This is a genomic window from Arthrobacter sp. TmtSoilC79 (assembly GCF_059739405.1).
This window is the reverse complement of sequence record NZ_AP046051.1, coordinates 2,768,644-2,794,177: the sequence shown is the minus strand read 5'-3', so window position 1 is coordinate 2,794,177 and position 25,534 is coordinate 2,768,644. Positions and strand designations below refer to the sequence as shown.

The following is a 25,534-nucleotide window of genomic DNA, read 5'->3' as shown; positions in this document are numbered from 1 at the left end:
TGTGCGCTGCGGACAGCAATTAAATGAGAGCTGCGGCACATCCGGTGCAGGAATGCCCGTTGGAGGTGCAGCGTTGTATGGATTAATGGAATCCCGCAGCCACCCCTTAAGGCCCCGTTGGTGCCGTGTGGCCGGCACCCCCGGGACTTTCCCCTACTTTGTCATTGCGAAAGGAACACGCCGTGTTTGAACGGATATCCGGCTCCCTCCTGGACCCCGCATCGCTTTACGCGCGCAACATCGAGACCTTCTACACCCCTGAACTTCGCGGGCTGAACATGGTTATGGGATTTACCGGCTTCGCCGACGCCGGCCAGGTGGTTCGACAGATCAACGGTGAACTGCTGGAAGAGCTCGACGCCGAGGTCGTGGCGATGTTCGACGCCGACCAACTGATTGACTACCGTTCGCGCCGTCCCCACATCAGTTTCGTGGAAGACCATGTGCAGGACTACCAGGCTCCGAAGCTGGGGCTGTACAAGTTGACCGACGGACTCGGCCAGCCGTTCCTGTTGTTGGCCGGTTTTGAGCCGGACCTTCAGTGGGAGCGTTTCTCGCGGGCCGTCGTCGGGATCGTCGAGGAGCTTGACGTCAACCTGGTCACCTGGATCCATTCCATTCCCATGCCTGTCCCGCACACGCGGCCCGTGGGAGTGACTGTCCATGGCAACCGCCCCGACCTCATCGAAGGTATTTCCAGCTGGAAGCCCACTGTCGATGTTCCCGCCGCAATCGGCCACATCCTTGAACTCCGGTTGACGGAGGCTGAACGGAATGTTGCAGGGTATGTCATCCACGTTCCGCACTACTTATCCGAAGCGGAGTATCCGCCGGCGGCCGTAGCGGGCCTGGAGTACCTGGGCGCGGCGACGTCACTGATGTTGCCCACTGACCGGCTTCGCGAAGCCGGTCGTGAAGTAGGCCGCCAGATCGCCGAGCAAATCCAGGCCTCGGAAGAAGTGCAAGCCGTAGTCGCCAATTTGGAGACGCGGTACGACGAAAAATCCGAGGGCGTGGTCCGCCGGTCGCTGCTGGCGGACGAGAATGACGAACTGCCCAACGCCGAGGACATCGGCGCGGCTGTCGAAGCCTACCTGGCCCGTAAAGACGCGCCTTAATAAATCAGGTTTAGACGGCACCGGGCATAATTAAGGGGTGAATGCACCCCGCGCCTGGCTCATCTGGACGATTGGCGTGTTCGCCTACCTCGTGGCGGTGGCCCAACGCACGTCCTTCGGTGTGGCGGGCTTGGAAGCCACTGAGCGGTTCCATGCCAGTGCTGCGGCCATCTCGTTTTTCACCGTGCTTCAGCTCCTGGTCTATGCAGGGCTGCAGATCCCGGTGGGCGTCCTAGTGGACAGATTTGGATCGCGGGCCATGATCGCCGGGGGAGCAGTACTGATGGGGCTTGGCCAGCTGCAGCTGGCATTCGCGGACAGTGTGCCCGGCGGTGTGCTGGGCCGCGTCCTGGTGGGCGCTGGCGACGCCATGACCTTCATCTCGGTCATCCGCCTCGTGCCACTGTGGTTCGCTCCGGCCAAAGTCCCTCTGGTCACCCAGCTCACCGGAATGTGCGGACAGTTGGGGCAGCTCTTCAGCGTAGTTCCGTTCGCTCTCCTGCTGCACAGCGCAGGGTGGACTCCAGCTTTCCTGACCCTGGCCGCCATGTCTGTGCTGGCAGTCGTGCTGGTTCTGGCCATGCTGCGGGACGCCCCTCCAGGGCATCCTCCCAAGGAGTCCGGCCAAGGCCTGAGAGCCACCGGGATCTCCCTGTCACGGGCGTGGAAACAGCCAGGCACACGGCTGGGCTTGTGGAGCCACTTCACAGTCCAATTCAGCGGAAACCTCTTCGCGATGACCTGGGGCTACCCGTTCCTGCTCTCGGCCCAAGGCCTGGATGCCGGAACGGTTTCGGCCTTGATGGCCCTGTTCGTGGCTACCGCGATCATCGCCGGTCCGGGCTTTGGCCGTTTCGTCTCCAGGCACCCCATGCGGCGATCAGCGATGGTCCTCCTGATTACCTTGGCAACCACCCTGGCCTGGGCTGCGGTGCTCCTCTTGCCGGAGAGGGCTCCACTGTGGATGCTGGTGGTCCTGGTGGTGGTGCTGGCCGTTGGGGGTCCGGGGTCCATGATTGGTTTCGACTTTGCCCGGACCTTCAACCCCTCACACCGGATCGGTACGGCAACCGGAATAGTGAACGTCGGTGGCTTCATTGCTGCCTTGGTGGCGATCTATCTCATCGGCCTCGTGCTGGACCTGCTCAATGCCAGCGGCTTCTCGGGCGGCGATTTGTATGGTTTGGCGCCGTTCCGCATCGCCCTGAGCGTGCAGTTCCTGCTCCTTGGCCTGGGGACGGTCCTCATCCTGGTCACGCGGCGCAAAGTCCGGCGGCAGATGGCTGCCCAGGGTATTCACGTGCAGCCACTGGTGGTTGCCTTGGCAAGGCAACGCCGTGAGCGGGTGGAACGACGACGCGCCGGGCGTTCCAATGCCACCAAGGACTGATGGCGGCGAGGGGATTCCACGACGCGGCAACTATGTGAGTGGCTTTTCCACATAGCCTCGGTTTGGCCTGTTTTGAGTCCCAGGGAGTGCGCAGGCTGGATGCATGACCACCAAACGAACCTTGACCATCCACAGGCCCGAAGACATCCTCGGCTATATCCCGCATCTGCTCGGCTACTGGCCCGAAGAGAGCTTGGTGGCCATCACCATGCAAGGCAAGCTCCTGGGAGCCACGCTGCGGGTGGATCTCCCGGTCCGTCGCTCGCCCCGTGCGCTCGCCGGTTTCGCCGAACAGATCCGTCATTACCTGGTGGCGGACGAAGCCGCAAACGGCGTGGTGCTGGCGCTCTACTCCGATGCCGGCTGGGCCGATGGCACCGTAGTCCAGCAGTCGATGCCGCTGATCGAGGTCCTGCAGGCCTTCCTCGACGAAGCAGACCTGACGGTGCGGGATGCGTGGCTGATCGGCAGCAATTACTGGCGCAGTGCCTTCTGTACCGACGAAAGCTGCTGCCCTGATCCCGGGCTTCCGGTTGACCGCATCAAAGACAGCCAACTAAGTGCCGAGCTCGTGTACCAGGGGAGCGCTGTCGGTCCGGCGCCCAACACTGGGTTGCGCCAGCCCTCTACCGGCGCCGCGATCCCGCTTGATCCGTTAGTACTGGAAGCAGAATCCCGGTTTGAAGGGCAACTCCTTGGGATGTGGCGCAGTGAGCGTTCCCTGGAGTCCGTCCTTACGGTCTGGCACCACGTCCTCACCAGGGCTGAACATGGCGGTCCTTTGAAGGCCGCCACTGATGCGAAACTCATGGGGTTCCTCAGGACCACGCTGAACGTGCCTGCATGGCGGGATGCGGTGGTGGTGATGGCTGCCGCAGGTATGAATTCCGCCAAATCCGGGGCCGGGGCTTTTGGTCTGTTCAGTGATGAAGACCCCCATGAGCAGGGGTTCGACATAGGCGACCTTGGCCTTCCGGACGGGGAATCCATCCCGGCGGCCGCTGTGTTCCCTGGCGATGGTGAACCGGGGGACGTCTTCACTTATGGTGATGTCCTGCTGGGAATGCTCCCGGACAGGCCCTGCTGGAGCCGCGTTGATGCCTTGCACCAGGTTCTTGCCCGGCTGTGCGTGGACGGCGAATCCGGTGAGGTGGCCGCCGCAGCTTTCACGCTTCAGGGGTGGATATCGTGGTGCAAGGGCAGCGGTTCAATCGCCCACGCTTTCCTGGTCCGGGCTGAAGCTGCCTTCCCTGGGTATCGGCTGGCTGAACTGTTGATGGAAGTCTTGGGCCAGGGCACTGTTTGTCGTTGGGCCAGCCGGCCGGGCTCGGCATGGCGGGGACCCAGGCAGGCCCATGTCTAGGCGGTCAGGGCGGATGCGCTGGGAAATGAACAGGCGTGGGTTTGGCAAAACCGTGAGACAATGGATGCCGAGACCCGGTTGGGTCCGCGTTTGAATGCCTGCTTTGGCCCGGAAACGGGAACAAAACAGCGTTGTCGGGAGTTCTATCAACAGACTCTGCAGACCGCGATCGCATTTGAAATTGATCGCGGACTTGACAGGGTCATAGTGGTGTTGCCCGTATGGTGATTCCACAGACCGCCGCTAGAAAGGTTTTCTGTGACTCCGTCTTCCGTCGAGAAGGAACCCGCCGCCCAGGCCGAATTGACCGCTGATGAAAAGAAGGCGGCCACGTCGGCAAAGCGCGCGGCCACACGCGCTGCCAACAAGGCCTCAGAGGGTGACTCTGACAAGCCCGCTCCCAAGAAGCGTGGACCCAAGCCCGGCGCGAAGGCCGCCGCTGAGGCTGCGAACAAGTCCGGCTCCGACTCCGAGGAAGCCACTGCCGAGGATGAGGACTTTGATCCCGCGGCAGCGGAAGAAGTCGAAGTCGGTGAAGATGACGCCGAGGAAGGCGCAGTTGCCGCCAAGGACAAGCCGGCTCCTTCGGGCTCGGGTTTTGTCTACTCGGACGCTGACGACGACGACGCTCCGGTCCAGCAGGTCATGTCTGCAGGCGCAACCGCCGACCCCGTCAAGGACTACCTGAAGCAAATCGGCAAGGTCGCCCTGCTGAACGCTGAACAGGAAGTGGACCTCGCCCTTCGTATCGAAGCCGGCCTTTTTGCCGAGGAAAAGATCAACGCTGACGACGGATCCATGGATCCCAAGCTCAAGCGTGAACTCGAATTCGTCATCCACGATGGCAAGCGCGCCAAGAACCACCTGCTCGAGGCCAACCTGCGCCTCGTTGTTTCCTTGGCCAAGCGTTACACCGGTCGTGGCATGCTCTTCCTGGACCTGATCCAGGAAGGAAACCTCGGCCTTATCCGCGCGGTGGAGAAGTTCGACTACACCAAGGGCTTCAAGTTCTCCACGTATGCCACGTGGTGGATCCGCCAGGCGATCACCCGTGCAATGGCCGACCAAGCCCGCACCATCCGTATCCCGGTGCACATGGTGGAAGTCATCAACAAGCTGGCCCGTGTGCAGCGGCAAATGCTGCAGGACCTCGGCCGTGAACCAACGCCGGAAGAACTGGCGCTTGAGCTGGACATGACCCCTGAGAAGGTTGTCGAGGTCCAGAAATACGGACGCGAGCCCATTTCGCTCCACACTCCTCTGGGCGAGGATGGCGACTCCGAGTTCGGCGACCTGATTGAAGATTCAGAAGCCGTAGTTCCGGCAGACGCTGTCAGCTTCACCCTCCTGCAGGAGCAGCTCCACTCCGTGCTGGACACTCTGTCCGAGCGCGAAGCCGGAGTTGTGGCCATGCGCTTCGGTCTGACAGACGGCCAGCCGAAGACTTTAGACGAAATCGGCAAAGTCTACGGAGTGACGCGCGAGCGTATCCGCCAGATCGAATCGAAGACCATGTCAAAGCTGCGGCACCCGTCGCGCTCACAGGTCCTCCGGGACTACCTGGACTAAATTGGTCCGGACTCCAAAAAGCGGCCCCAGTCGGACATCCGGCTGGGGCCGCTTTTGGTCGATCGCTTTTGTATCAGCAACCCGGCCCATCAGCCCGTCATCCAGTATGGACCGGGAACGCAGGATGAGCACTGCGGCCTCTGGTGGGCATCCTGAGGGCCCGCGCTAAGACAACAAGGCCCCTCCCAGATGGGAGGAGCCTTGTTGTTTTGCTCAATGCAATACTCGGTGAAGAGGGGAGGCCGGCTGTGCGGTCTGCCCTGCTTAGTCGACGGGGACGGGTGCCTTCTCGTTGAGGCGCTCGGTCTCATCGTGCCAGTCCGAAGTCATGGGCCGGAGCGTAGCTTCAACTGCACGTGCGTGGTGGCCGCAGAAAAGCAGCTCACCCCCGGAGGACTCGAGTACAACGCGGACATATGCTTGGGCTCCGCAACGATCGCACCGGTCAGCTGCGTTTAGCGTGCGGTCTGCAACTGCTGTTGTCATGTCGGCCTCCTTAGTAGTTCTGTACATCCATATAACCAGCATTCGACGCAGATCCATGGCAAGGATGGGTCACTTTCGCTGTCCGCGTATCACATGTGCGTAACGTAACCTTGCAGCTTGGGTCGAACCGGGAGTGGCATCCGCTGACAACGGGCGGTCCGGACTACCCTAGTAAGGGCAGTGTTTGCCTTGATTTGCCGTCAAAATGTCGGCTGGGAAGTTCCCCTGCTTTCACACTGCATTCAGCAATGAATGCGCACCCTGGATACACCCTGAGATATACCCCGAAGGAGCACACCGCGAGTGGCACCGAGTTCTGAATACAACGCCCGGCACCTGTCAGTCCTTGAGGGCTTGGAAGCCGTTCGCAAGCGCCCGGGCATGTATATCGGTTCCACCGACTCCCGCGGTCTCATGCACTGCCTGTGGGAGATCATCGACAACGCCGTTGATGAAGCGTTGGCGGGCTTCGGTCACGACATCAAAGTGATCCTCCATGCGGACAACTCGGTGGAAATCCATGACGACGGACGAGGCATCCCCGTGGATGTCGAACCCAAGACCGGCCTGTCCGGCGTCGAGGTGGTCTTCACCAAGTTGCACGCGGGCGGTAAGTTCGGTGGCGGGTCCTATACGGCATCCGGCGGTCTGCACGGGGTTGGCGCCTCGGTGGTCAACGCTTTGTCGAGCCGCCTTGACGTTCAGGTGGACAGGGGCAGCAAGACCTACCAAATGTCCTTCCGCAGAGGTGAGCCCGGCCGGTTCGTGGATTCCGGTTCCAAGCCTGGTCCCGACGCGCCCTTTGAGCCGTTCGTTGAAAACTCCGTGCTTGACGTGGTGGGCAAGGCCAAGCGCGGTGTGACAGGCACCCGCGTCCGCTACTGGGCGGACCGGCAGATTTTCACACCCGATGCGAAGTTCTCCTACGACGACCTCGCTGCGAGGGCGCGTCAGACCTCCTTCCTTGTGCCAGGGCTCAAGATCACGGTCCGCGATGAGCGCAAGCTCGCCGGAACTCCTGGCGAGAATGGTGCTCACGAGGAAGTGTTCCACCATGATGGCGGCATCTCGGAATTCGTCGAGTTCCTCGCTGCAGATTCCGGAGTGACAGATGTCTGGCGGCTCCATGGCTCCGGAAAATTCAAGGAGACTGTCCCCGTGCTCGATGAGAACGGGCATAGCAAGATCGCCGAAGTCGAACGCGATTGCGAGGTGGACATCGCCCTGCGCTGGGGTATCGGCTACGAGACCACTATGCGCAGCTTCGTCAACATCATCGCCACGCCCAAGGGCGGCACGCACCAGTCAGGCTTCGAAGCGGCCCTGCTGAAGACCTTCCGCAAGGCCGTGGAAACGAATGCCCGCAAGCTCAAAGCCGGCAACGACAAGATCGAGAAGGATGACATCCTCGCCGGGCTCACGGCTGTCCTGACCGTCCGTTTGGCGGAGCCGCAATTCGAAGGCCAGACGAAAGAGATCCTGGGCACGTCTGCGGTACGGGCCATTGTTGCCAAGGTGGTGGAGAAGGAGATCACCGGCCGGTTGAATTCGGCCAACCGCAACGACAAGGCCCAGTCGGCTCTCCTGCTGGAGAAGATGGTCAGCGAGATGAAGTCACGCATCTCGGCGAGGGTCCACAAGGAAACGCAGCGACGCAAGAATGCGTTGGAAACCTCCTCAATGCCCACCAAGCTGGCAGATTGCCGCACCGATGATGTAGCCCGTTCTGAGTTGTTCATTGTGGAGGGTGACTCTGCTTTGGGGACAGCGAAACTCGCCAGGTCGTCGGATTTCCAGGCCTTGTTGCCTATTCGGGGCAAAATCCTGAACGTCCAAAAGGCTTCTGTAGGTGACATGCTCTCGAACGCCGAGTGCGCGGCCCTGATTCAGGTAGTTGGGGCAGGTTCTGGCCGCAGTTTCGATATTGAGGCAGCCCGCTACGGCAAAGTCATCCTCATGACCGATGCCGACGTGGACGGTGCGCATATCCGGACCCTGTTGCTCACACTGTTTTTCCGTTACATGCGCCCCATGGTGGAAGAGGGACGTGTCTTTGCCGCGGTTCCGCCGCTGCACCGTGTGGAAGTAATCAACCCTGGCCAGAAGGCCAACGAGATGATCTATACCTACTCGGAGGCGGAGCTCCACGTTCTCCTTGCCAAACTCGCCAAGGAAGGCAAGCGCTACAAGGAGCCTATCCAGCGCTACAAGGGCCTGGGTGAAATGGATGCGCAGCAACTGGCTGAGACCACCATGGACCCGCGGCACCGGACGCTGCGGAAGGTTGGCATTGAGAGTGCCCAGCGTGCGGAAGAGGTTTTTGACCTTCTGATGGGCTCAGATGTGGCCCCGCGCAAGGAGTTCATCATTGCAGGTGCCGCCACACTGGACCGGGAGCGCATCGACGCTTAGTCTGCGCAGGGCGGAGCCGTCGTTTCATTGGCTCCGGTTCCGGGCGCCGCGAATGCCGTGAGTCCCACCAGCAGGGCCAAGGTTCCCAATCCCCAGGGGAGCCCGGCTGTCACAGCGATTCCGCCCACCAGCAAGGGGCCGCCGGCGTCACCGAGTTCCCGACCCAGCTCGGCCGAGCCCATGGTGCGGCCCAACCGTTCGGAGGGGGTCGAATCGGCCAGGTGTGCAAATGCCAAGGGGGTGGCGACGCCTATTCCTGCGCCGATCAGGACGGCGGCACAATAGATCCAGGCCGCTCCGGGGAGGAGCCCTGCCATCAGCGTGCCCCCGGCAATGAAGAGAAGGCCTGACACCATGCCTGGCTTGTCGCCGAGCCGGCCTTGGTCCCGCAGCTTTCCAATGCGTGGTTGGATCAGCGAGGACGCCAGTGCCAGTACCGTCACCACTGCCACACTGCCCGCTGTACCAAGGCCCGCGCGCGCCGCCAGGGCGGGTAGGAAGCCGACGGCGGCACCGAGGGCTCCGGTGGCTGCGGCCAGGACCAACGTAGGGCCAAGGAATGATCGCTCTGTGCTCTGACGCCATACGTCCATGATGGTGTAGCGGGGGCGGGGCAAGGGGGCCAGGTGGGGGACTCTTGCCGCAGCCCAAACGGCAACAACAAGGCCAAGTACCGAAAGGACCGCGAACAGGAGCGTGAAGCCTCCGCTGATGATGGCAACAGCCCCAATCAGTGGCCCTGCCGCGTACCCGAGCCCCTTCCACGAACCATAGCGTCCGAAATAGCGTCCCGTGCTTTTTCCGGAGAGGCGGGCCACGCCTGCAGAGGAGGCCGGGGAGAAAGCCGACGCCGCCATGCCTTGGCCCAGTCGGGCCGCGGCCAGCAAGGCAGGCTCATTCGCCCACAAACCGAGCAGTGACGCAGCGGAAAATGCCAACAGCCCGCCCACAATCACGGGTTTTGGTCCAATGCGGTCACTCAAGGCTCCGAACACCGGCTTTAGGAATACCTCGGCTATGTCGTAGAGCGCCAGGAGGAACCCCAAGGTCAGCAGGCTCAGGCCGATGTCGGCGCTTTCGGCCCCCAGACCCGCTGCGACAGCGTGGGCGCCGAAGGCGGTGGTGAATCCTGCCGCGTAGAGGGGCCAGCGTTGTGCGGCATGCGCGGGCACAGGGGTCACTTCAGTGGGTTTCACGCTTCACAATGTAACAGGTGCTACATTCGTTGGTGTGATTGAAGAGCGATGGTTACTGATCCTGGTCCAGGTTCCTTCGCAGCCCTCCCGTCACAGGGTGGCGGTTTGGCGGGAACTGCGGCGCATGGGAGCCGTTCCCTTGTCCCCGGGAACGTGGCTGCTCCCGGCCCATCCGGCCTTTTCCGAGGGGCTCAAGAAGGCTGAGGCGCTGGTTGCCAAGGGTGATGGATCCTGGACATTGGTTGACGCATCTCCGCGCGAGAGCGGCGCAGCGACGTTCCGCAGCGCCTTCGAGGCAGCCCGGCTCGAGGAATGGGCGGAGTTCGCTGCCGATTGTGGGAAGTTCGAACAGGAGATCGCCAAGGAGATTTCCTTGGGCAAGTTCACGTTTGCCGAGCTCGAAGAAGAGGAGCAGAGCTTGGAACGGTTGCGGCGATGGTACAGGGAATTGAAGTCGCGTGATGTCCTGCATTTGGCTCAAGCAGGCGAAGCGGCGTCCCTTGTGGCCCGATGCGCGGAAGCCCTGGAAGGCTATGCAGCCATGGTGTACGACGCCACGCTCGCCGAGTAATCGTCCAACCGGTGCGGCCTGTCTTTTCCAAACGCAGTCCGAGCCCAGTCCAAACGCAGTCCAAGCCCAGTCCGAGCCCAGTCCGAGCCCAGTCCGAGCCCAGCAAGTCCCGTTAGCGCAGCCAGTGCAGCCAAGTTGCCCGACCCGGACAAGCCCGGCAATTCCGCCTAGCCCAGCAGCCCTGGAACAATCAACAGGGCCGTAGGCACCGCCAGCAACATGGCCGATGCCACCAAAACAAGGATGCGCAGGCCCTTGGTGAGTGGCGGCTGTGGCGAGAGTAACCGGCTGACGCGTGACGCCGTCGTGCGCGGTGAGTCGGCGCCGCCTGTGGCGCTGACGGCGTTGCTCTCCACCACGGCGCCGCCGGCATTGAGTGACCCGGTTCCGATGGCAGGTTGGGATGTTCCGCTGGCGACGATTGCGATGGCCTTGATCAGGGTGCCCTTGCTTTCGGTCCGCAGTGCGACGTCGTCGGCCAGCATCTCGATCAGGGAGTTAACCGCCGTCTGGGCCAGCCGCGTGGTGGGGAACCAGGGCAGTGCCTGCCGCCAGGCAGCGAAAGCCCACAGTAAGAGGTCATGGCGCTGCGACAGATGCGCATTCTCGTGAATGAGTACAGCCCTGAGCTCGGCCGGCTCCAAGGCTGCCATCAGTCCGTCGGAAAGTACCGTGACGGACCGGGCGCCGCCGGGCAGGCAGTAGGCCACGGGGGAGTCGTGGTTGATGACCACCGTTCCCGGGCCATCGTCTGATGGTGAGGCAAGCAGGGCCAGCAGTTCGCGGTGCCGCCGCCGTTGGCGCTCGATCTTGTAGTACGTCAGCAGCAGGGTGAAGACCAGGTGCGCAGTCAACAATGCCGCCGCGGACAGGGCGAAAAGGTGCCAAAAACCCAAGGCTGTTGTGGGTTCGTTGTTGAAGACCATCCCAGCCAGGCTCTTGAGTCCGGCAATGAGGTTATCGCCGATCGGCTCCAGGCCGTAGACCAGCATGGCGCCGATCATGGACAGCCCACCGGCAAGGGCGATTGCCTGCCAAAGGACCATGGCCGTAAACGGTGAGCGTGCCGGCCACTGGGCTCGGGAGAGCAACACCGGAACCGGCCATGCCAAAATCAATGCCAGGACCGCAAGCAGGTATGAGGTCCAGAACATAGTGGCTAATTGTAGCCGAGCAGTTTGCGCAGGGTAGCGGCTTCGCTTTCGGTGACGGAACCAATGAAGCGGGCCAGGACGGCCTCGCGGTCAGGAGCGGATCCCAGGACCTCATGCATGAGTTCGGCGGTGTGGTCCGCGCGGCTGGAAACGGCTTGGTAGCGGTGCGGTCGCGTACCGCGTTCACGCTCCACCAGGCCCTTCTTTTCCAGGCGTGAGAGGACCGTGAGGACCGTGGTTACGGCCAGGTCCTTGCCTTGGTGTCCCGCAGTGCCGTCGCCGGCCTCGGAGTCCTGCGCCAAAAGATCGCGCAGGGTATTGGCAGTTGCAGCCTCCTGGCCTGCCCAGAGCAGATCCATCACTGCCCGTTCCAGTTCCCCAAGACTTGCCATGTATACGTCCCTACCTTCCGCTTCCCGGTGCAGGGTTACTGCCGCCGGGAGCGATGATCCAACATTCCACCATAAATCTACAGCTTTTCAGCTCTTCATTCTACGTGAGGTAGAACTATCGGCGCGCCGCGTTCCGCCCGGAACCCTTGCGCGTGCGTAACGCCACTTGAAGAATGGGTTTCGTCGCCTGCCATTTGTTCTACACTGTGTAGAAGACAAGTTTTCTGCGAATCGTAGAAGTCACGTCATCGTACTTCGGTCCACCGCACAAAGGACAGCCATGGACGCCTTGGAAATCGCACGCTGGCAATTCGGTATCACTACCGTCTACCACTTCATGATGGTGCCCCTCACCATTGGCCTGGGCCTGGTGGTGGCCATCATGCAGACCATCTGGTACCGCACGGGCAAGCCCGAATACCTGCGGATGACCAAGTTCTGGGGAAAGCTCTTCCTCATCAACTTCATCATGGGCGTGGCTACGGGCATCGTGCAGGAATTCCAGTTCGGTATGGCCTGGAGTGAGTACAGCCGGTTTGTCGGTGACGTATTTGGCGCACCGCTGGCCCTGGAAGCGTTGCTGGCGTTCTTTGTGGAATCAACGTTCCTGGGTTTGTGGATCTTCGGCTGGAAGCAACTCAAACGCGGCGTGCACCTGGCCTGCCTGTGGATCGCCGTGATTGGCTCCGTCTTCTCCGCCTACTTCATCATTGTGGCGAACTCCTGGATGCAGCACCCCGTGGGAGTGGAGATGGTGGACGGGCGGCCCGTCATGACCGATGCCTGGGCGGTCTTCACCAACAACACAGCCCTCGTGGCCGTACCGCACACTCTGTTCGGAGCTCTGGCCGTTGCAGGAGCCTTCCTCCTGGGGATCGCGTGGTACCACCTGTGGCGCCGGCGGCATGATGGCATCGACGTCGTGGGCAAGGACGGCAAACTGGTTCCCGGGGAAGCAGCGATCCCCGGCCGGGACAAGTCCGATTACAGCGTGTGGATGAAGAGCCTGCGGATCGGTGCCGTAGTTGCCATGATCTCCTTTGCAGGGACCGCCATCACCGGCGACCTGCAGGGCAAGCTGATGTTCGAGCAGCAGCCCATGAAAATGGCTGCAGCAGAGGCCGCCTGCCACGACGGCACTGGCTTCTCGGTCCTGAGCGTCGGCAACCTTGGCGCCTCCAACTGCGATGACATTGTTGCCGTTATCGAAGTACCCGGCATCCTGTCCTTCCTGGCCAAGGGGGACTTCACCACCGAGGTAAAGGGCGTCAACAGCCTGCTGGGCGAGTACAAGGAAAAGTACGGAACCCACCTCCCGGACAACCCGCTGTACGGCGACCGTGCAGGCCAGGAAATCCAATACGTGCCCGTCATGGAAGTGACCTACTGGGGCTTCCGCATGATGATCGGCTTCGGCGGGATCGCTGCCTTCGCCGCCTTGCTGGCACTCTGGGTGACCCGTAAGGGCGTGGTGCCGCAATCCAAGTGGCTGATGCGCCTTGCTGTGTTCGGCATCCTTGCACCTTTTGGCGCGAACGCAGCCGGCTGGATCTTCACGGAGATGGGCAGACAGCCGTTCGTGGTGGCGCCCAACCCGGATATGAACGGCATCGACCAAGTGTTCATGTTTACTGCTGCTGCGGTGTCCCCGGGAGTCAGTGCAGGTGAGATCCTGACGTCCCTTGTGGTCCTCACTGCCATCTATGCCGTGTTGCTGGTGGTGGAAGTGAAGCTGTTGGTCAAGTACATCCGCGGAGGTGTGGCCTCGGCCATGCCGGAGCTGGCACACCCGGCCCGGGACCAGAAGGATGACGACAGGGACCAAGACCAGAAGGACAACGACAAGCACGACGCCGGTCCCGGCAACTCCGGCGACGACGTCCTGGCATTCGCGTACTAGGAACAGGGGAAACTGAGAATGGAACTCTTGCCAACCATCTGGTTTGTGGCCATCGCGGTGCTGTGGACGGGTTACCTCTTCCTGGAGGGCTTTGACCTCGGCGTCGGCATGCTCATGAAGATTTTCGCCCGCAACAACACGGACCGCCGCGTACTGCTCAACACCATCGGCCCTGTATGGGACGGCAATGAGGTGTGGCTGCTCACTGCCGCCGGTGCCACCTTCGCTGCCTTTCCGTTGTGGTACGCCTCGTTGTTCTCAGCGCTGTACTTGCCGCTCCTGGCAGTCCTGGCCGCGTTGATCTTCCGCGCTGTGGCTTTCGAATACCGCGGCAAGGTGGACTCGGAGCGGTGGCGCAACCGTTGGGACTGGGCGATCGGGATCGGTTCTTTTGTTGCTGCCTTTGGGATCGGCGCAGCACTGGCCCTTACCACCACCGGATTGCCCTTGAACGCCAACGGCGACCGCAGCGGTGGGCCGATGTCCTGGTTCAGCGGCTACGCGCTGCTGGGCGGTTTCGGTGTGGTGGCGTTCGCCCTGGTTCACGCCCTCGCCTTCCTGGCCCTCAAGACCGACGGCGACGTCCGGCACCGGGCCCGCAGCTGGTTTGTCAGGTTGGTGCCGTTCGCGGTGTTGCCAATGTTCGGATGGATGGTCTCGGTACAGTTCCTCAGCGGCAAGCCGTGGACCTGGGCCCTGGTGGCAGCCGGAGTGGTGGCCGTAGTCCTGGCCTGGACGCTGGCCCGTGCAGGGGCAGAAGGACGCGCCTTCGCGGCCCTCGGTGGGTTCATCGTCTGCGCCACAGCGTCGATCTTCGGGGCAGCCTTCCCCGTGGTCATTCCCTCCACGCTGGATCCGGCCTTCAACCTGACCATTTCCAACGCCTCCTCCTCGGACTACACCCTGGGCCTGATGAGCATCGTCGCAGCCGTGGGGCTTCCGTTGGTGATCGCCTACCAGTCCTGGACCTACTGGGTGTTCCGCCGGCGTGTCAGCGCCGCACACATCCCTGAAGCGCACGGTTTCCTGCCGGCGATTGCGGCCAAGGTCCTGATTTCCAAGGACAGCCAACCAGCCACTGGCCCCAAGGGAGAATAACCACCCCATGAAACCCGTGTTCCCCACCGGTCCGGCCACCCGCTCCGCGCTGTACACCATAGGGCTCCTGTCCGCACTCAAAGCGCTGTCCCTGGTGCTCATGGCGCAGGCCGTGGCAGGGATGCTGGCAGGCCTGGCATCCGGAACGGGAGACTGGAGCGGCGGACTTGCCTGGGGCGCAGCGGGAGCAATCCTGAGGTCGCTCACGGTCTGGGGGCAAGGCGTAGCCTCCCGGCGGGCCGCCCTTGGCGTCAAGGAGGAATTGCGGGCTCAGTTGCTCAGGCGCTCGCTGTCCGAGGGCAGGTCGCCGCGCGTGGAAGGAATGAACGACGGCGGTCTGGCAATCCTGGCAACGCGCGGCCTGGATGCGCTGGACGACTACTACACCCAGTACCTTCCGGCGTTGGTCAACTGCGCGACGGTGCCGCTGTTGATCGGTGCACGGATCCTCTTCGCCGATTGGGTCAGTGCCGTGGTGATCGTTCTGACTGTTCCCCTGGTGCCGTTGTTCATGGTCCTGATTGGCCGGCATACCGAGGACAGCGTCCGGGATGCCCAGACCACCTTGCGGAAACTCTCCGGCCACATCCTTGAACTGGCCAAAGGCCTGCCTGTCCTGGTGGGCCTGGGCCGCGCGAGTGAACAGCGCGCGGCCCTGGAAGATATCTCCGAGCAGTACCGGAGCCGGACCATGGGAACCCTCCGGACAGCCTTCCTCTCAGCGTTGGCGCTTGAGCTTATTGCCACCATTTCGGTGGCCGTCGTCGCTGTGTTCATCGGCGTCAGGCTCGTAGGTGGGGACATGGCGCTGGAGGCCGGCCTTTTGGCCCTCATCCTGGCCCCGGACTGCTATCTTCCGTTGCGGGAACTGGGTACTGCCCACCACGCCAGCGACGACGGCCGCGCCGCATTGGAAACCACCAACGCCGTGCTGGCTGCGCCCGCGCACGAAACCCTCTCCGCCCCTGGCGTGCCAGCCGGCACTTCTTCGGGCGTAGTGGTGGAGCGCCTGTCGGTGACCTACGCAGGACGGTCCGCTGCCGCCGTCGGGCCCCTGAGCTTTACTGCCCCGCAGGGCAGCATTACGGCCCTCGACGGCGACAGCGGCGCCGGGAAGAGCACTGTCCTGGCCGTCCTGGCAGGATTGATCGGTCCCGGTCCCGGCGCCACGGTGACCGGGACAGTCTCGGGAGTCGGCACAGGGGCTGTGGCATGGGTGCCCCAACACCCCGTCATGGCAGCACACACCGTCCAGGAAGAGCTGTCCTTGTATCTGGACGGATACCAAGGCGATGTTGCCCAAGCAGCGACCCGAATCCTGTCCGAAGCCAAGGCTGCCCACCTGGCGCCGAAAAACCCGGCCGAGCTCAGTCCAGGCGAGCTGCGCCGCGTTGCGCTTGCCCGGGGATTGGCACGAGTGGAGACGGGCGCCACGCTCCTGCTCCTGGATGAGCCCACGGCCCACCTTGACCCCTATTCAGCCAACGTAGTCCGCAACGCCATCGAGGCGCTGCGAGGCAGCGTCACAGTCATCCTGGTGGCCCACGACTCCGCCACCCGTGCGCTCGCGGACCATGTGGTGCCCGTAGGCGCCAAGCGCTTCCAGGACGCACCCCTGCTTCCATCAGGGAATTCCGGAAACACCAGTGATGCCGCCGCCGGCGGGAACAGCACAGTAGCCGATGCCCTGGCACATCCCGCCCAGTCTTCCAGCGCACGCTCCGGAAGCCTGAAACGGCTGGCGGGGGTCCTGAAACCAGTGCAGTGGAAATTTGCCGCTGCCGGCGCCGTGGCCGTCCTGGCGGCCCTGTTCGCCGTGGCACTGTCAGGCCTGTCCGGGTGGTTGATCATCCGGGCCAGCGAGCAACCGCCCATCCTCTATCTGCTCGGCGCGATTGTGGGCGTCAGGTTTTTCGGGATCGGCAGGGCAGTGCTGCGCTACTGTGAGAGGCTTCTGACGCACGACGCCGTCTTTGCCGCGATGACACGCCTGCGCGGGGTGCTGTGGGAGACGCTGAGCCGCAGGGCGCTGACCCTGCGGCGCTTGCTCCAGGGCGGCAACGTGCTTGGCGCAATCGTCGATGACGTCGATACCCTCCGGGACCTCCTGCCGCGTGTTGCGCTTCCACCGGTCACAGCAGTAGGTGTGGGAGCGGCGGCCATCATTGGCACGGCAATCGTTCTGCCTCCCGCGCTGCCGGCTGTGGTGCTGGCATCAATCGTGGGACTTGTCCTCGCGCCGCTTCTTGCCGTCCTGGCTGACAGGAATGCCGCAAAGGCCGGTCAGCACATGCGCTCGGTAGTTCTCCACGGTGTCGCCGCAGCCCTGGACGCCCGGGCAGAACTGACGGCCAACGCAGTAGCCGGGCCGGTGCTGAAGGATCTGCGCAGCAAAGACCGCGCAGCCACCCGATCCGCGCAACACTCGGCATGGGCCGAAGGCCTCGGCCAATCCGTGGTGGTGCTGGCCTGCTCACTGGCTGCCTTGTGGGCAGGAGCCCTCAGCGCTCCTTCGGTGGCCAGCGGCGCCGTTCCCCCCGAACTTGTGGCCGTGATTGTCCTGATGCAGCTTGCCCTGGTGGATGCTTTCGGCGGCATCGTTTCCGCGGTACGCCAGGCTCCAGCGCTCGCGTCCGTCCTGGGCCGGGTTGCCGCTTCCGGGGCGTTGGACGTTCCGGCCACGGCCGGTGATGGCGGTTCAGCCCTCAACGGCCCACGCCCTCTTCCGGACCGCGACGGGAAAGCCGGGCTTGAGCTGACGGACGCTTCGGCCGGCTGGCCCGGGGGACCGGATGCCTTCACCGGGATCACCGCCGCTGCCGAACCCGGCCGCTGGCTTGCCGTGACTGGACCCTCGGGTGCGGGAAAGACCACGTTGTTGTCCGTGCTGCTGGGTTTCCTGCCCCTGAGCGGGGGATCAGCGAAGCTGACAGGCACAGCGGCCTGGTGCCCCCAGGAAGCCCACCTCTTCGACTCCACCATCCGCGGCAACCTCTTGCTGGGACGACCCGCCGCGGCAAAGCCCAGCGAGGCGGAGATGCAAAAGGCGCTGGCCGACGTCGGACTTGATTCAGTGGTCCAGGCCCTGCCCGGTGGGCTCGATGCCCGCATCGGTCCAGGCGGCTCGTTCCTCAGCGGTGGCGAGCGGCAGCGGCTTGCCATGGCCAGGACCCTTCTGACCGGAGCCTCGGTATTGCTGCTGGATGAGCCAACCGCACATCTTGATGCCGGTTCGGCGCGGGAAATGATGGCCATCCTACGCCGGGGACTGACGGAGGTGACTGTAGTGCTGGTAACGCACAATCCCGAGGACATCGATCCCGGGGATACGCGGCTGGAACTGCCCGCGGCCGGCCAGGCTCCGCCGCAGGAAACGTGGGGACCCAGCGCTGGCGCACCCGGCACGGGCGCGGCGGAACTGGTCCAAAAGCAGGTCCATCAGTAGCCTGTTGGCATGCCTTTCAACGCCGCAAGCCCTGCCATGCCCGACGCCGACGTAACTGGCCTGCAGTGGCGGCCCGCCACCGAAGGGGATCTGGATAACTGGGCGGGCCTGATAGCCCGGACGGCCGCCGTCGAACATCCTGTCTGGTACGAGAAACGCGGGGATCTTGCCCATGTCCTTGAATCCAGGAAGAACCCGCCGGAGACGAGCACCCTCCTGGGGCTGGACACCGACGGCACAGCCCGGGCTTATGGCCGTATATCCAAGAACCCGGAGGGAGACAAGGCCACCGGAATGGCCTGCGTTGATCCGGAGTGGCAGGAACGCGGCATCGGCTCCGCGGTTCTGGTGTGGCAGGAAGGGCAGGTGCGCGGGCGGTTCGCCGACGATCAAGCAGCCGGGCATACCGCTGCACCGCCCCGCCTCCGTATCCAGACTGAGGAAAAGCACGAACACCAGGCCACCCTCCTGATGGGCCACGGTTACCGGGCCGTCCGTTGGTTCAATGAGATGCACCGTCCGTTGTCGCCGGGACAGCCGTCCGCAGACCTGCCGGTTGTTCCGCTGGGCGCGGGCCTGGAACTCAGGACCCTGGATCCGGTGTTCTTTGAGCCCGTGCGGCAGGCGCATAATGATGCCTTCAGGGACCATTGGGGAAGCGAACCCAGGGACGAAGAGTCGTGGCGCTTCACCATCGAGGAACCCACGGCACGGCACGACCTCAGCGCAGTAGTCCTGGATTCGGCAACCGGAGAGGTGGCCGGATACCAGCTGAGCAGTTTTGATGCCGCTTCCGCCGCCGACCGTGGTTTCACGGAAGGCTACACGGAGCTTCTGGGCGTACGTCGCGCCTACAGGGGCCGGGGGATAGCCCAGGCCCTGCTGGCGGATGCAATGCAGCGGTACACCGGGGCCGGGATGGAGGTGGCATCACTGGATGTGGATTCGGCCAACCCCACCGGGGCCCTGGAGCTCTACCTTCGCATGGGCTACGAGCCGGTGAACCGCAGCATGACGTGGGAGAAGATGCTCTAGCCCGTGCTAGCCGTCCACATCATGCAAATGGTGGACCACATCATGAAGGAAGTACTGGGAGAACGTCAGCACATTAAAGGCTGACCCGTTGCTGCGGGTCCCTGTGCGTGGCCAGTCGTTCTCGGTGACCCGGGCGAAAGACTCGGCGATCTCCGTGCCCTCTGCCTCGATTTCGTCGGCCACAGTTCGCGGGTCCGCTGAACCGTACTCGCCGTCGATGGCAGCCTGGTCCTGGTCCCAATTGGCGAACCGGGCGTCATCTTCGGCCAGCATCAGGTTCAGCCGCTGGTCGAAGAGGCTGAACACATCGCGGACATGGCAGGCGTACTCCAGGTTGGACCATGTGTGATCGTCAGGTCGAACGGCTGCATCCTCACGCCGGAGGACAGCCCTCCACCGCGGAAGCATGTTCAGTACGGTGCCCGGCACGGTGGCAGGAGTCACCGTAGCGGGGTCGAAACCGCACTCGGGGCACGGCTGGGAGAGCACCCAGGTCCAGTCTTTTTCGTCAGGGATGATCGGCATGCCGCCAGTCTAAGCCGACACTCGCCACACCCCATCGAAGACCCTGAAATATGGTGTCGTTTTCGCATTACTTAGCGGCCCGCCCAAGAGTAAAGTTCGTTCCGGGGGGAGAGCCGGAAAGAGAAAAACATGCTCAAGGATCAGCAAGTTGGTGCCGTCCTACCGGCACAGGACATAGCCCGGGCCCGCGCGTACTACAGCGAAAAACTCGGACTGGAACCCGAAAATCCGGACGATGGCGACAACCTCCAATACAGGTGCGGCGATTCCACCGGATTCATGGTGTACCAAACGTCCAACGCAGGGACTGCCAAAAACACCCAGATGGGCTGGAACGTCAGCGACCTGAGGGCAACGGTGCAGGAGCTGCGCGGCAAGGGAGTTCAATTCGAAGACTACGACTTCCCTGGACTGAAGACAGAAGATGGCATTGCCACAATGCCTGACGGCAGCGCCGCCGCATGGTTCCTCGACAGCGAGGGAAACATACTCAGTGTCAACCAAACCGGCTAGCCCGCGTGGCCGCGAGGCTATGGCACAGCAAAGGCCGGGGTGTCTTACCCCGGCCTTTGCTGTGCTGTCCTATGCTGTTCAAGCTGTCCTATGAGGCGGATTCGTCCCAAGCCATGCTGGGTCCGATGGCCTCCACGGGCTGTGACAGGGGCACCCCTGAACCGTCCCGCCGGCCATGCTCGTGCGGGAGGGCACGGGCCACGCCGGCAGCCGAGGATGCTTTGGCCGGACCATGTCCTGCCCAGGCCAGCAAAAGGGTGTCCTCACCCTTGAGGAAACGGTGGACCCGGACACCGCCGGTGGCGCGGCCCTTAATCGGATACTCCTCGAAAGCCGTAACCTTCGCAGTGCCCGGTGCCGTGCCCGGCAGGGCGCCGGTGGTTCCGGCAATAGTGACCACGACGGCGGCGGGGTCGTTGGCACGCACGGCACCGAAGTGGATCACGTCGTCGCCGGCGGCCAGTTTGATGCCTGCCATACCTCCGGCCGTGCGGCCCTGTGGGCGGACATTGGAGGCACTGAACCGCAACAACTGCGCCTGGCGCGTCACGAAGACGAGATCGACGTCGTCCCCCTGCGCCGGTTCCACTGCGAGGACCGAATCCTTGTCCTTCAGGGCAATGATCTCCCAGTCCTCACGGTTCAGCGGGTAGTCGGGCAGCACGCGCTTCACGACGCCCTGGACAGTACCGATGGCGAGGATGGAATCCAGGGGAACGAACGCCACCAGGGTTTCGCCCTTGAGCAGGGTGATGAAGTCCTTCGCCGCGACGCCCCCGGCAAGGTTCGGCAGGCCTGACATCGGCGGGAGGACAGGCATGTCCATGACCTGGAGTCGCAGCATGCGGCCTTGGGAAGTCACCGCGCCGATCTCGCCGCGGGCAGTGGTCTTGACCACCGAACGGAAGACATCATGCTTGGCCCGCGGCCCGGCTTCGGCCAGTGGCTCCTGGTTGGAGGTCCTGGCGATCTGGCCGGAGACGCTGAGCAGGGCCCAGCAGGGGTCGTCCGGGATCTCCAAGGGCAGAGCCGCAGCTTTGCCCTTGGGCCCCGGGGTGGAAGCGGCGAGGGCCGCAGCAACGGTGGGGGAGACAGCTTCGGACTCAAGGAGTACGGTGCGCCGGGGTGTGCCGTACTTCTCAGCGACTACGGCCAACTCGCCGGAGACAAGATCGCGGAGCAGCTCATCGGAGGCAAGGATGGCCTCAAGTGCCTCGATTTCGCGGCGGAGCTCGTCCTGTTCCTTTTCGAGTTCAAGCCGGGAGTATTTGGTCAGCTGACGCAAGCGCAGTTCCAGGATGTAGTTGGCCTGGATCTCGGTGAGGTCGTAGATGGACATCAACCGCTCCCGCGCCGCGGAAGCCTCGTCGGAGGAACGAATGATCTGGATGACCTCGTCGATGTCGACGATGGCGATCAGCAGGCCCTCCACCAGGTGGAGGCGGTCCTTCTTTTTGCCCAGGCGGAAGGACGTACGACGGCGGACCACAGTCAGCCGGTGCTCGACGTACACCTGCAACAACTGCAGGAGGCCCAGCGTCTGCGGCTGGCCATCCACCAACGTGACGTTGTTGATGCCGAAGGAATCTTCCATGGGCGAGTAGCGGTAAAGCTGCTGGAGGACGGCGTTCGGGTTGAAACCGTTCTTGAGTTCGATGACCAGGCGCAGGCCGTGGTTGCGGTCCGTCAGGTCCACGACGTCGCTGATGCCGGTCAGCTTCTTGGCGTTGACGGCATCCTTGATCTTCTCGATCACCTTTTCCGGGCCCACCATGTAGGGCAGTTCAGTGACCACCAGGCCGGTCCGGCGGGCGGAGAGCTGTTCCACCTCAACCTTGGCGCGGGTCTTGAAGGAACCACGGCCCGTGGCGTAGGCGTCACGGATTCCGTCCAGCCCAACGATCCGGCCACCTGTGGGAAGGTCGGGACCCGGGATGAACCTCATGATGTCATCCAGCGTGGCATCCGGGTTGGCGATCAGGTGGCGCGCGGCGGCGATGACCTCGACGAGGTTGTGGGGCGGCATGTTCGTCGCCATGCCCACCGCGATGCCCGTGGTGCCGTTGACCAGCAGGTTGGGGAAAGCTGCGGGGAGGACATCCGGCTGGGTCAGTTGGTTGTCGTAATTGGGGACGAAGTCCACGACGTCTTCGTCCAAGTGGTCCGTCATGGTCAGCGCGGCGGCCGCCAAGCGTGCCTCGGTGTACCGCGGTGCTGCCGGTCCGTCGTCGAGCGATCCGAAGTTTCCGTGGCCATCAATCAGCGGCAGGCGGAGGGAAAAGTCCTGCGCCATGCGCACCATGGCGTCGTAGATCGCGGTATCGCCGTGGGGGTGGAGCTTGCCCATGACTTCGCCCACCACGCGGGCGCTCTTGACGTGTCCGCGATCCGGGCGGAGTCCCATGTCGGACATCATGTACAGGATGCGGCGCTGTACGGGCTTCAGTCCGTCGCGGGCGTCCGGGAGCGCTCGCGAATAAATCACTGAGTAGGCGTACTCCAGGAAGGAGCCTTCCATCTCCGAAGTGACGTCGATGTCCACGATGTTCTCGGTGAAATCGCCGAGTGGCTCGGCTGTCCGTGCTGATTTTTGGCTGCGGGCCATGGGGTCGGTGAATCCTTGAAGTTGTACTGCGGATGTTTTAGCTAGGCTAAGCCTATGGTGGATCAGCCCGGCGTCGGCATTTATCCGGAATATTGGGAGGCTGATGTCGTCCTGCGCGACGGCGGCACCGCCCACCTGCGCCCTATCCGGCCCGAGGACGCCGATGCCTTGCAGGCTTTCCATGCCGGCCAGTCGCAGGCGTCGATCTACATGCGGTTCTTTTCCTTCAAGCCCCGGCTCTCCGGCAAGGAAGTGCGCCGGTTCACCGAGGTGGACCACATCAACCGGGTGGCCTTCGTCATCACCATCGGCGGCGAGATCATGGGAATCGGCCGGTACGACCGACTGGATGATCCTGACGAGGCCGAAGTCGCGTTCAATATCTCAGATGCCCACCAGGGCCGCGGGATCGGCTCGATCCTCCTTGAACACCTGGCGGTTGCCGCCCGCGAAAACGGCATCCGTCGCTTCACGGCCGAGGTCCTGCCGGACAACAGGAAGATGCTGATGGTCTTCGCCGATGCAGGCTACGACCTCACAAGGCAATTCGACGACGGCGTGGTGAGCGTCGAGTTCAACATCGACCCCACGGAGAAATCCCGGGCCGTGATGGAATCCCGTGAGCACCGCGCAGAGGCACGCAGCGTACGCGACCTGTTGTCGCCGTCGTCGGTGGCTGTTATTGGTGCCAGCCGCAAGTGGGGGACCGTTGGCTACCAATTGCTGGAACACATCATTGAAGGCGGGTTCAAGGGCCCGGTCTACGCCGTGAACCCCGAAGCTTTCGAACTGGCCGGCATGGTCTCCTTTGGAAAACTGTCCGAAATTCCGGGGCCCGTGCAGTTGGCGATCGTCGCCGTGCCATACGAGGAAGTCCCCAAGGTGGTGGATGAGTGCGCTGCTGCCGGCGTCAAGGGCATCGTGGTGGCAACTGCAGGATTTGCCGACGACGGCGAGCGGGGTTTGGCGCGCCAGCACGATCTCGTGCGCCGGGCCCGTGCCAACGGCATGCGGGTCATCGGCCCCGAGTCCCTGGGCATCCTGAACACCCACCCGGCCGTGTCGCTCAACGCCTCCATGGCCCCTGCCATGCCGCCCCGGGGCAGCCTGGGCTTGTTCAGCCAGTCTGCTGCTGTGGGTGTTGCCGTCTATGCCGCCGCAAGCCGCCGCAGGCTTGGGCTGTCCTCGTTCCTCTCCGCAGGAAACCGTGCCGACGTCTCGGGCAACGATGCCATGCAGTATTGGGAGGACGACGCCGATACCTCCGCGGTGGGCCTGTACCTGGAATCCATTGGCAATCCCCGTAAGTTCTCGCGCCTGGCCCGCCGGTTGTCGCGCAGCAAGCCCGTGATTGTCGCCAAATCCGATGTGACGGGCCTGAGCCTGCCGCCGGGACATGAAGTGCGGACCACCCAGGCCCCTTCAGCCGCAGTGGATGCCATGATGCGCCAGGCCGGCGTCATCCGGGTCGAAACCATTGAACAGCTCATGGACATTGCCCAGATCGTCTCATCCCAGGCTCTGCCACAAGGCCCCGGCGTGGCCGTCTATTCCAACTCAGTGGCCCTGGGCAAAGTGGTATCGGACAGTGCCGGTCCACTCGGGCTTGATGTGAGCCGCCTGGTCACCGACGTCGACCTTGATGCGGGAATGTCCGTTGCCCTGCCTGCACTCCGGGCCAGTCTTATGGAAAGCCTGGCCGATGACTCAGTTCACGCGGTGGTTGCGGCGCTTCTCCCGGCGCGGGGGCTTACAGCGGAGGCATTGGCCGGTGTCTTGGCAGAGTGCGCCGCGGAGGCCCGGAAACCTGTTGTTGCAGCCTTCACCGGCATCCTGGACCCGTCCGTGCACGTCGAAGGAATGGTAGGTTCGGCGGGAAAGCCCATGCTTCCGTGCTATTCGAATGCCGGCGCCGCGGTTGCTGCCCTGGCAGCGATTGTCGGCTATGCGCAATGGCGTGACCGGGACCAGGGCTTGTTTGTTGAACCGGAGGGCTGCGACGTTGAAGGCACCCGGGAAACGCTGACGGCAATGCTTGCCGGTGTTACCGGCGAAAAGATCAGGAAGCTCGACGCCGGTGCTGCCGCGGCACTGCTTGCCGGCTACGGAATCGACGTCGTTCCCACGCTTGGATTCGGTACGCCCGACGAGGCCGTGCAGGCGGCCAACACCGTGGGATGGCCGGTTGTCCTGAAGACCACCGATCCCGCCTTGCGGCACCGGCTGGACCTCGGCGGCGTGCGCCTGGATATCCAGGACGCCGAATCGCTGCGGCAGAATGTTGCACAGATGCGGCGGGCCTTGGAACCGTACGGATCGCCTTCCCTCGAGGTCCAGGCCATGGCTCCGGTGGGACAGGCCTGCACTTTCCGGGCCATGGAGGATCCCTTGCTGGGGCCCGTGCTCTCCTTCGGCCTGGCAGGTGACGCCGTGAACCTGCTGGACGATTGGGCCCACCGGGTACCGCCGTTATCGGCTGCGGACCTGCACGATGTCATCCGCTCGCCCCGCGCTTCCAGGAAACTCTTCGGCTACCAAGGGCTGCCGGCGGTGGACGTGGCTTCCTTGGAGGACATAGCGGCCCGGCTCGCCAAGCTCAAGGACGACCACCCGGGAATCGCGCTGGTGGAATTCAACCCCGTCCTTGCCGGCCCTGCAGGGGCCACGATCCTGGGCGCAGACGTCTGGATCGGCAACGCCGCGCAGCGAACTGACAGTGCCCGGCGCGCGATGCGAAGTTAGCCACAGGAGGGGACCGGCGG

18 protein-coding genes are annotated in these 25,534 nt (G+C 63.4%); 12 read left to right on the top strand and 6 right to left on the bottom strand.

The features are described from left to right. Positions 1-182 precede the first annotated feature (182 nt). The 4 genes from AC6JA3_RS12865 (at position 183) to AC6JA3_RS12850 (ending at position 5,440) form a co-directional block, all read left to right on the top strand. Positions 183-1,118 (top strand): proteasome assembly chaperone family protein, encoded by a 936-nt coding sequence (locus AC6JA3_RS12865; RefSeq protein WP_026540288.1) that lies wholly within the window; start codon positions 183-185, stop codon positions 1,116-1,118. A 37-nt stretch (positions 1,119-1,155) separates the two neighbouring features. After that, on the top strand, positions 1,156-2,508 hold the full coding sequence (locus AC6JA3_RS12860) for an MFS transporter (RefSeq protein WP_026540289.1): 1,353 nt from the start codon (positions 1,156-1,158) through the stop codon (positions 2,506-2,508). 103 nt (positions 2,509-2,611) lie between these two features. After that, positions 2,612-3,871, top strand: a complete 1,260-nt coding sequence (locus tag AC6JA3_RS12855; protein WP_347783496.1) for a DUF4192 domain-containing protein — start codon at positions 2,612-2,614, stop codon at positions 3,869-3,871. Between the two features lie 258 nt (positions 3,872-4,129). Further along, entirely contained in the window at positions 4,130-5,440 is a 1,311-nt protein-coding gene (locus AC6JA3_RS12850) for an RNA polymerase sigma factor (RefSeq protein WP_026540291.1), read from the top strand. Positions 5,441-5,704: 264 nt separating this feature from the next. On the opposite strand, the gene AC6JA3_RS12845 is transcribed toward AC6JA3_RS12850, so the two are convergent. Next, positions 5,705-5,926 carry a DUF7455 domain-containing protein gene (locus AC6JA3_RS12845; protein ID WP_018778705.1) on the bottom strand — a complete coding sequence of 74 codons (222 nt, stop codon included), beginning with the start codon at positions 5,924-5,926 and terminating at the stop codon, positions 5,705-5,707. A gap of 303 nt (positions 5,927-6,229) precedes the next feature. On the opposite strand from AC6JA3_RS12845, the gene AC6JA3_RS12840 reads away from it, so the two are divergent. Next, the gene (locus AC6JA3_RS12840) at positions 6,230-8,338 is read left to right on the top strand and encodes a DNA gyrase/topoisomerase IV subunit B (RefSeq protein WP_026540292.1); all 2,109 of its coding nucleotides are present in this window, start codon (positions 6,230-6,232) and stop codon (positions 8,336-8,338) included. On the opposite strand, the gene AC6JA3_RS12835 is transcribed toward AC6JA3_RS12840, so the two are convergent. Beyond that, positions 8,335-9,534, bottom strand: a complete 1,200-nt coding sequence (locus tag AC6JA3_RS12835; RefSeq protein WP_081733250.1) for an MFS transporter — start codon at positions 9,532-9,534, stop codon at positions 8,335-8,337. The two genes, AC6JA3_RS12840 and AC6JA3_RS12835, sit on opposite strands and share 4 nt — an antisense overlap. 34 nt (positions 9,535-9,568) lie before the next feature. Between AC6JA3_RS12835 and AC6JA3_RS12830 the strand changes: the two genes are divergently transcribed. Further along, positions 9,569-10,105, top strand: coding sequence for a Chromate resistance protein ChrB (locus AC6JA3_RS12830; RefSeq protein ID WP_026540294.1), 537 nt, complete (start codon positions 9,569-9,571; stop codon positions 10,103-10,105). 167 nt (positions 10,106-10,272) lie between these two features. Here AC6JA3_RS12830 and AC6JA3_RS12825 read toward each other — a convergent pair whose 3' ends face one another. Next, positions 10,273-11,259, bottom strand: coding sequence for a M56 family metallopeptidase (locus tag AC6JA3_RS12825; RefSeq protein ID WP_026540295.1), 987 nt, complete (start codon positions 11,257-11,259; stop codon positions 10,273-10,275). Positions 11,260-11,264: 5 nt separating this feature from the next. Continuing rightward, positions 11,265-11,651, bottom strand: coding sequence for a BlaI/MecI/CopY family transcriptional regulator (locus AC6JA3_RS12820; RefSeq protein ID WP_011774471.1), 387 nt, complete (start codon positions 11,649-11,651; stop codon positions 11,265-11,267). Between the two features lie 280 nt (positions 11,652-11,931). Here AC6JA3_RS12820 and AC6JA3_RS12815 point away from each other — a divergent pair, with 280 nt between their 5' ends. The 4 genes from AC6JA3_RS12815 to AC6JA3_RS12800 are packed head-to-tail and all read left to right on the top strand — an operon-like array spanning position 11,932 to position 19,129. After that, positions 11,932-13,551: a cytochrome ubiquinol oxidase subunit I gene (locus tag AC6JA3_RS12815; RefSeq protein ID WP_026540296.1), complete on the top strand. Its 1,620-nt coding sequence runs from the start codon at positions 11,932-11,934 to the stop codon at positions 13,549-13,551. A gap of 18 nt (positions 13,552-13,569) precedes the next feature. After that, entirely contained in the window at positions 13,570-14,649 is a 1,080-nt protein-coding gene (cydB, locus tag AC6JA3_RS12810) for a cytochrome d ubiquinol oxidase subunit II (protein ID WP_026540297.1), read from the top strand. A gap of 7 nt (positions 14,650-14,656) precedes the next feature. After that, entirely contained in the window at positions 14,657-18,094 is a 3,438-nt protein-coding gene (cydD, locus tag AC6JA3_RS12805) for a thiol reductant ABC exporter subunit CydD (protein ID WP_026540298.1), read from the top strand. 9 nt (positions 18,095-18,103) lie between these two features. Next, on the top strand, positions 18,104-19,129 hold the full coding sequence (locus tag AC6JA3_RS12800) for a GNAT family N-acetyltransferase (protein ID WP_026540299.1): 1,026 nt from the start codon (positions 18,104-18,106) through the stop codon (positions 19,127-19,129). Positions 19,130-19,135: 6 nt separating this feature from the next. Here the strand turns inward: AC6JA3_RS12800 and AC6JA3_RS12795 are convergent, their stop codons facing one another. Next, positions 19,136-19,654, bottom strand: a complete 519-nt coding sequence (locus AC6JA3_RS12795) for a DinB family protein (protein ID WP_026540300.1) — start codon at positions 19,652-19,654, stop codon at positions 19,136-19,138. A gap of 129 nt (positions 19,655-19,783) precedes the next feature. Here AC6JA3_RS12795 and AC6JA3_RS12790 point away from each other — a divergent pair, with 129 nt between their 5' ends. Then, positions 19,784-20,167 (top strand): VOC family protein, encoded by a 384-nt coding sequence (locus AC6JA3_RS12790; protein WP_026540301.1) that lies wholly within the window; start codon positions 19,784-19,786, stop codon positions 20,165-20,167. 88 nt (positions 20,168-20,255) lie between these two features. Here AC6JA3_RS12790 and AC6JA3_RS12785 read toward each other — a convergent pair whose 3' ends face one another. Then, positions 20,256-22,772, bottom strand: coding sequence for a DNA gyrase/topoisomerase IV subunit A (locus AC6JA3_RS12785; RefSeq protein WP_026540302.1), 2,517 nt, complete (start codon positions 22,770-22,772; stop codon positions 20,256-20,258). Positions 22,773-22,826: 54 nt separating this feature from the next. Here AC6JA3_RS12785 and AC6JA3_RS12780 point away from each other — a divergent pair, with 54 nt between their 5' ends. Further along, positions 22,827-25,514, top strand: a complete 2,688-nt coding sequence (locus tag AC6JA3_RS12780; RefSeq protein ID WP_026540303.1) for a bifunctional acetate--CoA ligase family protein/GNAT family N-acetyltransferase — start codon at positions 22,827-22,829, stop codon at positions 25,512-25,514. Positions 25,515-25,534 lie beyond the last annotated feature (20 nt).